The 14,797-nt window shown below is 46.1% G+C and carries 12 protein-coding genes; 2 read left to right on the forward strand and 10 right to left on the reverse strand.

From position 1 onward, the window contains the following. Window positions 1-44 precede the first annotated feature (44 nt). Window positions 45-590, forward strand: a complete 546-nt coding sequence (locus U0033_RS31870) for an SRPBCC family protein (protein WP_072363133.1) — start codon at window positions 45-47, stop codon at window positions 588-590. A gap of 129 nt (window positions 591-719) precedes the next feature. Next, the gene (locus tag U0033_RS31875; protein ID WP_072363132.1) at window positions 720-1,217 is read left to right on the forward strand and encodes a DUF2911 domain-containing protein; all 498 of its coding nucleotides are present in this window, start codon (window positions 720-722) and stop codon (window positions 1,215-1,217) included. Between the two features lie 131 nt (window positions 1,218-1,348). Here the strand turns inward: U0033_RS31875 and U0033_RS31880 are convergent, their stop codons facing one another. From U0033_RS31880 to U0033_RS31925, 10 genes are all read right to left on the reverse strand, one after another. Beyond that, complete coding sequence (locus U0033_RS31880; RefSeq protein ID WP_072363131.1) at window positions 1,349-3,226, reverse strand: TonB-dependent receptor plug domain-containing protein; 1,878 nt, start codon at window positions 3,224-3,226, stop codon at window positions 1,349-1,351. 49 nt (window positions 3,227-3,275) lie between these two features. Beyond that, window positions 3,276-4,580, reverse strand: coding sequence for a sensor histidine kinase (locus tag U0033_RS31885; protein WP_072363130.1), 1,305 nt, complete (start codon window positions 4,578-4,580; stop codon window positions 3,276-3,278). Then, a complete protein-coding gene (locus U0033_RS31890) occupies window positions 4,555-5,226 on the reverse strand; it encodes a response regulator transcription factor (protein ID WP_072363129.1) in 672 nt (223 codons plus the stop codon). Before U0033_RS31890 ends, U0033_RS31885 begins: the two co-directional genes overlap by 26 nt. A gap of 32 nt (window positions 5,227-5,258) precedes the next feature. Next, window positions 5,259-6,560: an ABC1 kinase family protein gene (locus tag U0033_RS31895; RefSeq protein ID WP_072363128.1), complete on the reverse strand. Its 1,302-nt coding sequence runs from the start codon at window positions 6,558-6,560 to the stop codon at window positions 5,259-5,261. 15 nt (window positions 6,561-6,575) lie between these two features. Then, window positions 6,576-7,202: a TetR family transcriptional regulator C-terminal domain-containing protein gene (locus U0033_RS31900; RefSeq protein WP_072363127.1), complete on the reverse strand. Its 627-nt coding sequence runs from the start codon at window positions 7,200-7,202 to the stop codon at window positions 6,576-6,578. 84 nt (window positions 7,203-7,286) lie between these two features. Next, window positions 7,287-9,926, reverse strand: a complete 2,640-nt coding sequence (locus tag U0033_RS31905; protein WP_072363126.1) for a hypothetical protein — start codon at window positions 9,924-9,926, stop codon at window positions 7,287-7,289. Next, on the reverse strand, window positions 9,923-12,247 hold the full coding sequence (locus tag U0033_RS31910) for a hypothetical protein (protein ID WP_072363125.1): 2,325 nt from the start codon (window positions 12,245-12,247) through the stop codon (window positions 9,923-9,925). Before U0033_RS31910 ends, U0033_RS31905 begins: the two co-directional genes overlap by 4 nt. Beyond that, window positions 12,237-12,944, reverse strand: coding sequence for a hypothetical protein (locus U0033_RS31915; RefSeq protein ID WP_072363124.1), 708 nt, complete (start codon window positions 12,942-12,944; stop codon window positions 12,237-12,239). Before U0033_RS31915 ends, U0033_RS31910 begins: the two co-directional genes overlap by 11 nt. Then, window positions 12,944-14,092 (reverse strand): AAA family ATPase, encoded by a 1,149-nt coding sequence (locus tag U0033_RS31920; RefSeq protein ID WP_072363123.1) that lies wholly within the window; start codon window positions 14,090-14,092, stop codon window positions 12,944-12,946. Before U0033_RS31920 ends, U0033_RS31915 begins: the two co-directional genes overlap by 1 nt. Next, entirely contained in the window at window positions 14,089-14,724 is a 636-nt protein-coding gene (locus U0033_RS31925) for a hypothetical protein (protein ID WP_072363122.1), read from the reverse strand. The genes U0033_RS31920 and U0033_RS31925 overlap by 4 nt, the downstream gene beginning before the upstream one ends. Window positions 14,725-14,797: the final 73 nt, after the last annotated feature.

Raw genomic sequence — 14,797 nt, forward strand, 5'->3', positions numbered from 1 at the left:
AAATAGAACGAGATTTGCATCCTTAACAGTCTGGATTTGTTCATATGCGATTAATTAAACTAGCCGTGATTAGCGCCGTCCTTTTCGGTGGGCTGCTTTTCCTTATATCCCTATTATTACCTTCCAAAGCGATTGTAGAACGTTCTGGCGTTATAGATGCACCGATGTCTACTGTTTATGCGCAGCTCAATGATTTAAGTAAATGGCCGGCCTGGAACCCATGGGCTACCAACGAAACCGCACAGGATAAGCAGTTCTCTAACCCCGCAACGGGGCAGGGGGCTTATTTCACCTGGCATGGCATACAACATGAAGATCGTATAACCGGGAAAGTAAGTATTGAAGAAAGCCATCCTGATAAAGGGATCAAATACAAGATGACATTCAATGCGATGCGTCCTGTGGATGCATTCTTTGAAATCAAGCCCGCGGCTGATGGTAAAGCAACCGCTATCATGTGGCGACTGGAAACCCACCTGGGATACTGGCCCTGGTGGAAATTACGTGGATTCCTGGCAGATAGACTCACCGGCCCACAGCTGGAAGCCGGGCTGACACAATTAAAGACCATTTGCGAAACAGAGAAATAACTGTTTAAAAAGATAGTAAAGGGCTTTCCTGTCTATGGCAGGAGAGCCTTTAACATTATTATAAAATACACAAACGGTAAGGACCGCTCCCTCTTTATGCAGTAATTTTCCATAAATTTTCTATTCTTTATGAAACAATTCCTCTTAATCATTGCATTGCTGGCCTCTACAGGCAGCCTTGTATCTGCACAGGAAAAAAAGCCGGCTAGTCCTCGTGTAACTGCTGAAGGAAAAAATGTAAAAGTTGCTTATGGTCAACCTTCTAAGAAAGGAAGAGTGATCTTCGGTGAACTGGTGCCTTACGACCAGGTATGGCGTCTGGGTGCCAACGAAGCAACTGAAATCACTTTTGCCAAAGATGGTAGCTTCGGTGGTAAAACCGTAAAAGCAGGTACTTATACCCTGTTCGCTATTCCTACCAAGGCTGAGTGGACATTCATTCTGAACAGCAACCTGAAACAATGGGGTGCTTACAAGTATGATTCAATCAAAGTAAACAACGTACTGGAAGCAAAAGCACCGGTTACTAAAACCAAAGCACCGGTTGAAAAACTGACAATCACTTTGCCAGCAGGTAAACTGGTAGTAGAATGGGATGAAACCCATGTGGAAGTGCCAGTGAAGTAATGAGCAATTTATTTTATTGAAAGAAGGTTGTATCAAAGCGAAATTTCCCGGATTTAATCCGGATGGCAGAGAGAGTTTTGAATAATAAAATTCTCAATGCCATCAAATTTCTTTGGATACAACCTCTTTTTTTATAGATTCCATTTAACCGACACGTTTATTTGCCTGCCATCCACAGGCCCCCACAGCGCCACAAAAGAAGGATCACTTTCCGATCCTGTATATAATGGTGTATGCTTTCCCTGTCTTACATCAAACAGGTTCTCACCATTCAATACCAGTGTTACATGACCACCTATTTGTCTTGAAACCATTGCTGCCCAGAACCAGTAGTTGGGTGCCTTTACATTGTTATATAGATACTGATGGCCATTCCAGCTACTCTCCACACCCATGCGCCATTTGTCTGCTATTTCATATGCCAGCGTAGCGGCAAATTTATCCTGCGGTGCAAATGGAACATACGTATTATCTGTCTTAGCAATTGTATGATTATAACCCAGGTACAATTCCACATCATCCAAACTCATTCTCACATAAGTATCTGTGCCCACACTACGCATTGGAGCAGCCTGTGTTTGCAGCTCATATAAATTATCACTTGTCAGCACCGGCAGAATTGGATGCTTCACATACGAATAGTAAAATGCCTGGTTCAATATGAGGTCCAGTTCCCCGATTGTCGTATGATAGTTTGCATCAAAGTTCAGGCCCTTGCTTCTCTCTGCCTTCAATCCATCCGGCATGGGAGCAAGTGTTTTATACCCGAGTAATTGTGTTTGCGTAGTAAAGATAGCAGCAGTTTTATACCCTGTGCCTGCACTTAAACGGATGGAGAGATCAGTGATCGGTTTATACACCATTGCCAGTCTTGGTAAAAGGAACCAGCCATATACATTGTGGTGGTCTGCACGCAATCCGCCTTCTACCATCAGCTGCTTCGTAATGTTAATTCCATGCTGCGCAAAGAAGCCAACTGTATTGTAAGTATAATTACGAATACGGCTGCTGTCATTATTCCTGGTGTAGGCTTCACTGGTATTGTTCATACCAAAGACAGCGCCATGCCATTTATAACTGGCTTCCGTATACGTATTCAGTTGTCTGCCCTGCAACAGGAAATTTCCTTCCGTATGCAGCAGATGATAAAGGCTGGCATTACTCTTAATGGTAAATGCCTTATGTGCCAGTTGTAGGTCTAAGCTATTTCGATTACTATTATTCTTCTCGGTATAAAAAGCCCCACCACCAGTACGTTGTTCAAAGGTGCCCTGGTAAGCGGCGGTAAATGTCGTTGAAGGATCCAGGTACCAGAAGAACTTCGGATGCACCAGGTATTGTCTTAACTGTGGTACATCACTAAATCCATCTTTGTTTACATCTGTTGCATTCTGGTGTGTGACGCCGCCAAAGAAGGTAAGCCCTGTCCGCTTAAATTTCTGGGAATAAAAGATGTTCGCATTGTTTTCTTTTAGAGTGCTCCTGTTTATTAACACATCCAGCGTAGGTTTATTGCCTGGTGTCCTGGAAATAAAATTGATCATCCCAGCAATGGCGCCTCCACCATATAAGGTAGATACAGAGCCTTTGATGATTTCAATCTGTTTAAGATCCAGCGGCGGGATAGCCAGTACGCCAAAATTACCGCTCAACCCTTCGTACAGGGGAAGGCCATCTCTCAGCAGCTGGGTATATTTTCCATCCATCCCCTGCATGCGGATGGCATTATTGCCACTGATGGCGGATGTATTTTGTATATGGATTACGCTCAGGTCGCCCAGTATACCGGCTACATTAGCGGGCTTGATACCGCTTTCTTCCTGCATTTCTTCAGGTCCTAATACTTCCACTTTCATGGGCAGGTCCTCAATGCGGCTATTGGTACGGGTGGAGCTAACGACTACCTCGTGAATCTGGACAATCTTAGTGGTATCAGGGATTACCCTGGTGGTATCCTGTGCCATCAAACCAAGAGGTGCCAGTAATATGATCAGCCATGAAAATTTCATGCAACAAAGGAAAACATTAAAATTGGGGAAAATCTGGAGGAATAAATAATTAATGATGGTGCCTGTCTGGCCGGATAATGAAATGATGTTGATGCTCTTTGTAGATATAATACACTTTCAGGTTATTCGTATCCGTAATCTTCTTTACGATTGCCAATCCTAATCCATTACTGTTCTCCAGGTTAGAAGCATTCTTCTTAAAGCGCTGAAACAATTGTGGAGCAGGAATAGGAGGATATTCACTGGTATTGCAGATGCTGAACAATTGTGTTGTGAGCTGTATGGTGATGGCCCCTTTGGGATAATTATATTTAATTGCATTGCCCAGCAAATTACTGATCAGTGTATCTGCCAGTAAAGGATGCAGTAACAAAGAAAGATCCCCGCTGATATCCGTACTTACCAGCAGATCCTTATCCTTTATCAGTTCTTCAAATAAACGCAGGTGCTTTTGCAATACTGCATGAATGCTGATATTCCCGGCCGGAACAAACTGCTTGTTACCGATCTTAGCCATGAACAGGAGGTTATGATTCAGGTGCGATAACCGTTGCAATGCTTCATGTGTCTTTGCGATAGACCGCATTTGATCAGGCTGTAATTCTTCATCCTGTAACAGGAGCTCCAGCCTGTTTTGCGCAATGGCCAGGGGCGTTTGCATTTCATGGGCAGCATCTTCGGTCAGTTCTTTCATGATCACAAAATCATGGTAGATCCGTGATGTGGCATTTAACAATACCTCATTTAACCTATTGAATTCAGTAACTGTTGTATCCGGAAATGAAAGGTCATGCATCTCTTCCAGCTGCAATTTCTCCATCTTGTCCAGCGACTGGTAGAATGGTCGCCAGATACTCCGGCTGATCAACCTGTTCACCAATATAGTGAACAACAGTAAACCAATAAAAGCCAGTGCCATCACCAGCGCAATATTCTTAATCAGGTCGTCTTTTTCAATGAGCGATTTCCTGATTGTAAGGGAATAAAATTTCTCTCTTATGCGGATTACCTGTTCCAGCTGCCTGTACGGCACTTCTTTGTGCTCTATCTCCTGGTACTGCATGATCGTTTTCAGCAGGGGCTGTGCATCAGCCGGGCCATCAGCCGGATGTATACTAAACTCCGGTGTCGTAATCCGGAACACCGGACTATTATCCGGAATAGAATTAAAATAAACCAGCCATTGAATCTGGTCATTTACCAACTCTTCATCCATCTCTTTCTTCAGCTCTTTATCAAACTGATGGTAGAGATAGATGCCGCCAGCAGAAAGCAATGGTAGCATGATCAGCAGGAACCAGATGGTATTTTTAGTGAGGAGTTTCATATTATTCGAAGCGGTATCCTGTGCCATATACCGTTTTGATATGGTCAGGAGCACCGGCATCCATTAATTTACGGCGCAGATTTTTGATATGTGAATATATGAAATCGTAGGAACCTGCCATGTCATATTCATCGCCCCAGAGATGAGAAGCGAGGGCTGACTTGGTAATGACGCGGTTTTGATTGGCAATGAAATATAATAGCAACTGGTATTCCCTGGCCGTTAATTCTACTGGTTTCTGGTGAACCATTACCGACTTGGATGCAGGATTCACCTGTATATCCTGGAAGATGATACTGGTATTGCCACCAAAATGCTTGCGGCGTAGCAGGGCATTGACCCGTGCACTTAGTTCTGATAAATGAAAAGGTTTGGTGAGATAGTCATCGGCGCCCAGGCCCAGACCATTGAGTTTATCTTCCAGGGAGTCTTTGGCGGAGATGATAATAATACCGGCATCGGAGCGGATCTGTTTCAGTTCTTTCACAATATCAAGGCCGCTGCCGTAGGGAAGCCCGATATCAGCAATTATACATTCATATTCGGCATCGCTGATCTTTTGAATGCCTTCCCGGAAGTTAGTGGCTACTTCACAAACGTAGCCTTGTTTTCCGAGGTATTGAGCTATTGATTCCTGTAATGCCTGTTCGTCTTCTATAATCAGAATGTTCATAACTAAAAGGTACGAAAAAAATGGGGCCCTGCTTAGTGTGCAGGAAGCCCCGTTTTAATATTCGCTTTGAGATCGCTTAGAATAGAATACAAGCCGAAGTAGGTTCTGTTCACATACAGGCTATGCCTGGACCCACGCGCTACTTTCGATTCTTTCACTTCTTTCAGGTTGGCTACATAATCCATATAAGCATAGATCTCCTGGAAATAACGTTCATCGCCAAAATCAAATTCCGGTACTGTGAACGGCAGTGTCAACATGTCGATCATCTTCTGGAACAGGGTAGAGAAAAATGCAATTTCTTTCTCCGAGTCCTCAGGATGGATCATTTCCAGGCTGGTATAAATTTGTTTCCGTCGCTCCTCGTCTTTCAATATCTCTTTATCCGTGAGCAGGAAATAATTGATATAAAAGTCTTCCGGTATCTCCTTGATACATCCGAAGTCGAAGATGCCGATGGTGCCGTCTTCCCGCATGAGGAAATTGCCCGGATGAGGATCTGCGTGCACCTTTTTCAACTGATGTACCTGGAACTGGTAAAAATCCCACAGCGCCTGTCCGATCTTATTCCTGGCCTCCTGAGATGGATTTTTAAGTAAAAACTCCTTCAGGTGGTAGCCCTGGAGCCAGTCCATGGTAATGATCTTTTCGCTGGACAGTGCCGGGTAATAGTTTGGGAATACCAGGTTTGGAATATGTGCGCAAAGACTGGATACTTCCATCGATCGGGTCAGTTCCAGTTTGTAATCTGTTTCTTCCAGCAGTTTGCTCTCAATCTCATCAAAGTACTTGTCCATATCCACCTCGTTCATACCTACTATGCGCATGGCAAAGGGCTTCACGATGCGGAGATCGGATTTCACACTGCTGGCTACCCCGGGGTATTGGATTTTGATGGCCAGTTCTTTGCCCCATTTGGTTGCTTTATGTACCTGCCCGATGCTGGCGGCATTGGCAGCCTTTACATCGAAGGTGTCGTACAGTTCTGCGGGTGTTTTGCCTAAGGTCTTGACGAAGGTATTGACCACCAGCGGGCCTGAAAGGGGAGGGGCGCTGTACTGCGACATCGCAAACTTATCAGTATAGGCCTTGGGCAGCATGCCCTTATCCATACTCAACATCTGCGCTACTTTCAGTGCACTGCCTTTCAGGTTGCTGAGCGTGTCGTAAATATCTTCCGCATTGTCAGCATGAAGTTCTTCCCTGCTGATACTGGGATCAATCAGTTTCTTGGTATAGTGTTTCAGGTAATTGGTTCCAACTTTCAATCCTGTGGTCACAAAACGACTCGCTCTTTCCACTTTTCCCGTAGGAATATTAGTTTGCTCTTTCATTACCTTTTTTCTCCTCTACTTCTTGGTGAACATAAATTTGCCGAAGTCCAGTATACTGTCAAGCGTACCCGAGCTGATGAGCTGGAAACTGAGGTTCACAGCTTTCTCGATCGCGGCGTCTGTCAGCTCAAACTTTTCTGAATCATCTTTGATCCAGTAGTTCAGCACGAAGAGCGCCTGCACCCAGAAACCATGTACGTATTGACTGGAAATGAATTTTCTTTCTTTTACTTCGCCGGACTGATAACCTTCCTGGATCAGGCCTTTGGCATACTCGTAAAACGCATCTTTGAACTTTTCCAGCCTGTTTTCATGATAACCGGGAATATGGAATTGTTCTTTCTGCAGCAGAATGTAGCTTCTGTCTTCTTTCAGTTTCTGTACCCAGAGGAAGTAGAAGGTGAGGAGCTTTTCGCGGGAAGAATAGCCCAGATAGGTATCGTCAGCTCTCAGCTTATCAAGTGTATCTGTAAAGAAGGATAACCAGATGTCTTTTTCGACCGCATCGAAGGATGCATAACTATCGTAAAAGGTACTTTCGGAAAGACCTAATTGCTGACAGAATATGTATACAGAAACTGGTTTTTTCCCGTTTTCAAGCCAGTAATTTTTATAGGCTTCGCGAATGAGTTTATTTTCCATGATTCAGGGTTTAAATTGTCCAAAATGCCTTCCAGGCAGGTATATCAAATTTACGATAGAAAGGCAATATGAATTGTTAATATCTTATAGCTTGTTTATATCCATGACAGTCAGTACCTTGCTCCTGGTCAGCACGATGAATTCTCCTCTCTCACTACCTTCTATTACTGATTCCGGCTCTTCTTCCAGCCTGATCTCATGCTCCAGTTTCAGGTAGGCGCCATCCACTTTGAAAATACTGGCCAGCTGGTCACCCACTGCTACCACATAGCCTCCGGGAATCCAGGCCATAGACACTACCCGGTGAGATACCGGCACGGGGGCCTCAATGATGCCCATTTCCTGCTTATTAACCATGATGGTAATCAAGCCCATTTTTGTCAGGCCAAACAAAACGGTGGATACCATCGGTACTGCAGCCAGCATATAAACAGGAGGTGCCGGTTGCAGACAGGTACAGTTTCCCTTTTCATCTGAGCAATATAAGGTGCCCTCCAGCAGGAAATAATAGTATCCACCCCGCTGGAAAATAGTTGTTGGCTGTGGCCTGTCTTCAGAAAGGATGCTGGCATTATCTAATGTACAGGTATACTGGCTGTCCAGCTCTCCATCCCCAGTAAAATGCCAGATCCCTAATGTGTGTTCATTGAGGGCAAACTGGGTCACAGCACCGGCTACTTTTGCAACGAAGCCGATTACATGCTGCTGCAGGAAATTGGGGAAACTCACACTTATTCCATATTTAAAATGCGAGTTTGCGGGCAGGATTTTCGGCTGATCTTCAAGGTCATTTTCCTGGTTCAGGTAAACCATCAGCCTGTTGGTTTCCGGGAAACCGCTTACAATGTATTCAAACATCGGGATCAGGGGCATCGGCCATAGGTACTGTTCTATTTCAAACTCAGGGCTGATACGCAGCAGGTAAAATGAATGTACATTGATACCGATGATGAACAATTGCAGGTTATGCCGGCACATACCTGCCCAGGTAATACCGGGAGGCAAATTGATCCGTCTGCCGTTCACCTTTTTCTTTGATGGGGTCAGTACAGTACCCTTGTAGCGGAACAGGTCGGCTGGTAGTTGTTTATCATCCGGCAGCAACTGTTTCAGTAAAAACAGGTGCTGGGTATTTCCATGTTTTACCTGGTCACTGATGATGTGTATGCTAAGATCGGTAGTGGTTTGTTTTACAGCATGCGCGGTATGCTTATTGTTTACAACCAGCATCACCTGCAGGAACGCGGTCAGTTGTTCAGGACTGCTTTTCTGGTATACTTTCCTGATGTGCAATGGCAATTGCTCAGGTGTATGTTTGTTCACCACATCAAAGTACTTATCCAGGTAATCGCCCGGGCGGTTAAATCCGTTCCATCCCCTGTACAATAAGCGCAGGGCTTCGTCAGGGGCATTCAGTTTTTGCTCCAGGATGAATGCTGCTTTCATCAGGTCATTTTCCTGCTGGGCAGCCAGTACACTCTTCCTGTAATAATTGCCGGCCAGGTCTGCCTGTTCGAGTTTTACATACAGGTCACCCACCTTTTCAAACATATCCAGCTCCTTATAAATTTCGATCGCTTCCAGCAGTAAGCCTCCCTGTACCAGGCATTCTGCTGCCGGCAAAGGTCTGTTCAGGTAATCCTTGTATAAGGCAGCCGCCTCTCTGAAAAACCCTCCCTGCACCAGTGCTTTCGCTGCCAGGTTATAATCCTGTAAAAGGTGTGCATAGATATAGGCAGCCTGTTTGTAATCTTTTTTCTCTATAGCCTGCTGGGCAGCAAGCATATATTTTTTGTGCAGTTGTTCATAGTACCTGTTTACATCCCAGGCATCCACAGGGCCACCGCCACCAGCCAGGCCACCAAGCGTGAAATGTGCATCTTTTTTGGATAAAGAGGTAGATGGAGGTGCTATGCCTCTGCCGGCATGTTGGGAGCCTAAGGGGATGGCATATTGTAAAGCCTCGCCCAGGTTCTCGTCGAACATGTTGAGCAGGCGTTCCAGTTCTTTATCTCTTTTTTCCTGCAGGTTTTCCAGCTGATGTTGCATCCACTGGTATACGCCGTTGCGCTCCTTATTTTTTCCTCTGCCTATCAGCCGCATGAATGCTTTGAGCAAAGCTGCTTTTATTCTTTTAATCCCTTTCAGCGGCGGTGCATCCATGGGTATTTCATTCAGGGGCCTGGTCTCTACGCTGTTCTTCAGCATGTCTATCACCGGTGCTTCTTCTTTTCTCCGTACGTTGATCATACGCAAGGGGGCCATAGCTGGCATACCCGGATGCGCCATATCCCATGAATGCTCAATAAGTGCCGGCAATTCCAGCAGGTCTTTGAGTGATACCAGGTCTGCTGCTGTAAAACCAAAGAAGCCTGCCTGTGGATGCATGACCTGCCATTCCCATACCAGCAGATCTGCCATCTCGCTGATACTGAGCGCCGGCAATAACCTGGCATGAACAGGTATCAGCAGTTTCCTGCCAATGATCGTATAGGGATGTGCGATACTATCTGCAGCCGGAATATGTTTGGGGTGAAATACGACCATCATACCCACAGGGGCCATGCTGGATTTACTTTCCGGCAATAGCATACAGGTGAGTGAACCCGGGGGTACATCCCATCGCTGGATTTCGGCAAACCACTCCGCAGGAGTATTTCCCCTGATGTAAGCGCCCTGTACAGGATGACAAACGGATGGATCATATGTAAGTTGCAATATCATGTCAATTTCAGATGATCTATGTAAGGTTGGATGTATGATTCATAAAAAGTATGCGCGGGTATGAGCCCCGCATTTTTTTCACCTGTAAAATATTGGTAACCGCAACAGGCACCATCAGCTGCCCAGCAGGCAGTGGGCTTGTTTTGTATCATGACCAGCGTAATTTCCCGCACGTTCGGATCCTGGCTGCGCAGGTGGAGTAAGCCCCTGGAGTCCATCCATGCCTCCACGCTATTGGTCAGTACATACCTGGTAATGCGGATCTGTGTTCCCGGAATCGTACTCTCCTGGCCGTTAAGATTCGGAACGATATTATTTACCGTCGTCCAGCTTTCAAACGATAACTTGTTTGTATGGTGACGCAGTTCCATATGGTTGATGGCCAGTCTGCCCGAAGGACTTACTTTGATACTTTTTACCTGCTTATACATATTGTATCCGCAGTTGATGATCTTCTTCAAAATCCTTAAATGCTCTGCCCTGGCCATTGGATCTTTCGCACCTGTATACCTCTGTCCTGGTTGGATCTGTAATGTATCAACAGGGAGCCTGTATGATTCCCGTTCATCGGTGATGTAGAAGTTTTTGTCGTCGTAAATTACTTTGACCATTCCTTTCAATACAAGGTTAATCACATGATGCGAGCAGGTTCCTATACTTGTATTCAGGTAATACAGGTGCAGTGCTTCCTTGTGATTGAGCAATACATAAATGGTACCCTGTTCACTATGTCCAAATGCGTAGGCGTTGGATTTGGGCAGATCATTGCTGATCTCTTTCGCGCCATTGGCAACAGATTTCCAGTACAACAAGCGATGATCTTCTGTAATCGCTACACCGCCAAAAACGCCGGCATTATAGTAATAATAATGCAGTTGCATGGAGCTGAACGGGAAATACAGGGGTGCTTCCTGCTGATGTAAAAATGCTGGTAAACCATGTGCCGCCGGCAATATATTTGTCGTTGTAAGTATAGAATCCAGGTCATACACTGCGTGATTCAGCAGGTGCCGGTGACCTTTGGTATAATGAAAGAGCTGTACCTTGCCTGCCCTGTTTACGAGGATCAGGTAACCATTGCATTTGCGGATCAAAGCAAAAGCTTCCTGGAAAGAAGCGGTATGAAAAAGCTGTTCATCTGTTATCAGGAAGAATTCCTGTTGTTGCTTTTGCAATACATTTTTTGCAAAAGCCGTTAAGCCGGCAGCACTATTCAGTTCTGGTGACAACAATTCCAGTGCACTGCTTACACCTGCTTTGGTGCCCAGTTGCAGGGGCGTGTAGTCATAACCAGTCAGCGCATAAGCCGGCATTTCTCCTTTTTTATTTTGAAGGGAACAGGCCAGTGCCGCAGCCATGGCCAGTAAGCGGGGCGTTCCCCACATTTTGATACTGGTATCTACCAGTAGAAAACGTTCCGGCTGATAATCGGAGGGCAGTTGTTCTCTGCGTAAATAAAGTGCTTCGTTATTTGCCAGTCTCACCATCAGCGACAATTCATCATGCGCTAATTCACTTAGTAATAGGCGGTCGAAATTCCCCCTGTTACTGATGTCGGACACACCACCAAATAACTGGTCACTGCTTCCATGTGCATGCATCGGAATATGCAGGGCGGCAATCATTTGCCTGGTCAGTCTTGTAAAACCAGTTGTAGCAGGATCACTTTCCAGTTCTGATAAGAGATCTGTTTGTGGTGGCTCTGGAATTACTACCGGCAAGGGTTTGGGCAGTTCACTTACGCCCGTTTGCAACTTCAGGAGCAGTTCATCTCTGCTGCCGATTGCCTTGTAAATAGCTGCGAGGTATTGCAGGTCTACTTCAACAATAAATTTGCTGAGGGGTACAGGTGCCAGGATATTGCTATCCAGTCTGCCACTATTGAAATTATCTAAGATGTTTCCTGCTATTTCACTGCTCACGCTGGGCGCAACAGCAGAACACAGGGTTTGTAATAAATGTGTTTTTTTGCCACCGAGCCAGCTGCGGTCAGGCAGGGAACCCAGTATTTGCAGCAGGTGAAAGGCTTCCAGTATCCAGGGATGATCCTGCTGGTAGTTGATGTTTAGTTCCCGGAAGATGTCGGTCAAAATGCGCTGTGTCCTGTGGGGATCCTTTTTGGCCGTAAGGAGTAGCAGCAGTGCTCCCAGAGGAGGAAAGCAATCTTTCAGTTCCGCCAGTACTTCCATGAGCGATGACCTGTAAACCAGGGTCGTTCCATCCCGCCATTCAATCACTTCCCCACCATCTGCCCAATGCCAGAAGTAATCGTGTGCCGATTTGAAATAGGCGGTGGTTTCAAGGGTTTGCTTATAGTACATGGCGCAGGGTTTCGGCAGTGAGCCTTACGGCGCTGCGGGTGACGTGAAGAAAGGAGGTATCCGGGAGCATTTCATACTGACCATTGACATGAAAGAGCAAAAAATGTGTTCTGGCGGCTTCCATTTTTTCTATGAGCAGTGACCGGATCACCGGTGGATCGAAATCATATCCCGCAGGCATCAGGAGCCTGTCTCTGAGTGTATACGAAGTACCTGGTATTGGAGGTAGCGGCACCCCGGCTACCAGCACGCGCGCATTAGCAGAAGCTGCAAAGCGCAGGTGTCGCAGCCTGATCTGTGGTGCGGAAGCAATGTATGTTTCCAGTACACGCATTTCCGTTAGTATGGCAAAACTTTCTTCGTCACGCTGGCAGGGAGCTAATTTTACAGCATGTTTGGAAGTGACATAAGCCGGCAGACCGGATGCTGGCAGACTTACCGGAATAAATTCGGTCAATGGTTGCCATTCCAGGCCCGGCAATGTCAGGTCTGGCGTCAGTGCCCCATGGACAAAGAGCCGGTTAAAGGCATCCAGTTTCCAGGTACGCAATGCGGGTAACTGGCGAAAAGCATGGTCCGCCATCCCTTTTACCCAGATCTGATCCTGGTACCATGCTGCCATCATATCTGTACGTGTACGCAGCTGCGCAAGCACTTTGATGTCAGCGGGCAATAATGTAATTACACTTTCAGTCATCAGTTAGTCTGCATGATCTTTTCCCACAATTGATCTATCGGTGCTAATACAAAGTTCTTCTGTGTATCGTTATTGATCCATTCGCAGCGGTCATTAAGGTAGCGAAGCCTGTCTTTGATCAGTGCTCTTTCGGCAGGAGAGGTGTCAGCAGCTTCCCATTGTGTGGTCATGTGCTGTACTTCCTTATAGATAGCATCTGCATCAGGTGCACTGTTGATAACGGCTCTTGGGTGAGCGCCGGGTTGTTGCTCATCGTTTGCCACAAGGGCAGTATTGACGATGGCCGCAATGAGTTCCTGCTGTTCTTCTGTATCCCAGATATAACGCAGCACCCACATATCCGAGAGGATAGCGGTATTTCTTTTGCAGAGGACAGCGCTGGCAGCAATGAGGCGTTGTAATTTCACGGCTCTTCTGTCAGAGATCTGGATACCTGCATTGCGCAGTTGTTGTATCAAAGTGATATAGGCTGCTCTGATACCAGAGAGGTCTATGGTGGTGGTAATGTTTTGCAGGGTTCTTACATCATCCGCACTGATCCTGGGAGGTGTAGCGCTATCCGATTGCTCCAGTTTCCAGCCTGCCTGCAATACCTTTTCCAGGTCCGCAGGATCTACGTTGTCACAATGTACCCTGAGCAGGAAACGGTCAAAGAGCGCCTGCAGTGCTTCATCTTCGGGCAGGTGGTTACTGGCGCCGATAAAGAGCAGGGCAGGAAGTGCTTTGGTTTCCTTTCCTCTTCTGAATATCTTTTCGTTGAGTGCCATGAGCAGGCTGTTGAGGATCGCGCTGTTGGCATTCAGTAGTTCGTCCAGGAATACCAGGGAGGCTTCGGGCAGCATACCTTCGGTGTTGGTCACGAGGTCTCCTTCCCGCAGCTTGCGGATGTCAAAAGGTCCAAACAGCTCATTGGGTTCAGTGAATCGGGTTAGCAGGTATTCGAAGGTTTTACCTTCCAGTAAGCTGGCAAGCGCACGTACCATGGCACTTTTAGCAGTACCCGGAGGGCCAAGTAAAAAAAGGTTCTCCCTGCCGGCGAGGCAAATGCCCATCAGGTCTATGATGTCATCTTTTCCAACAAAAGTCTTTTTCAGGTGCTGTAGGACATCGTTGAGCTTATCTACCAGCGGGGTTGTGGGTAAGGTCATAATATAAATTCATTAATAACTGTATCGAACTGAGGCCAGAGTATAGCAGCATGTGTTCCCAGGGCTGCCTGTACAAATGGCAGGTTTTCAGGCAAGCGGCATTGAGACAGGTTCCTTGCCTGGATAATCCTGTCAGTATATGCCTGCCTTAATGAAGGATGCTCATTAATGGCAGACAGGTCTACCTGTTCGGTTAAAGGAATGGCGGCGGCTGAAAATGGCCATTGATGAGCGGTTTGATAAAACCGGGCGATCAATGGATCTTCCGGTGAAAGGCCTTTGGCCAGCAGGAACAAATCCGGCAGATAACGCAGGGTCAGGTCTGCGGAATAGATCGCTGCAGCAGTTCTTTCACCTTTATAAGCGGGTAAATGGGTTTCCAGTAATGAAGCGTCCAGGTTGCGTAATAATATGAACTGTACGGTGGTGTACAGGTAGCCTGCAGCCCAGCGTGCTGCTTCCATATCCAGTGCAGGAGCGGTATACGGCATCTCGCGGCAATCATCTTCATAATATTGTTGCAGGTGAATAGCAGCTGTACGCAGGTCGGCTTCTTCAAAAGAGAGCAGATCCGCGGCAACAGTTACATTTCCTTCGTTAATCAGGCCAGATATGAATTCAGTTAGTTCCATTTCAACATTATACCCTTCATATAATATTTAATGAAGATACTAAGGAGATAGCAACTTTACAATAAATATGATA

It is taken from the genome of Chitinophaga sancti, from assembly GCF_034424315.1.
GTDB lineage: Bacteria > Bacteroidota > Bacteroidia > Chitinophagales > Chitinophagaceae > Chitinophaga > Chitinophaga sancti.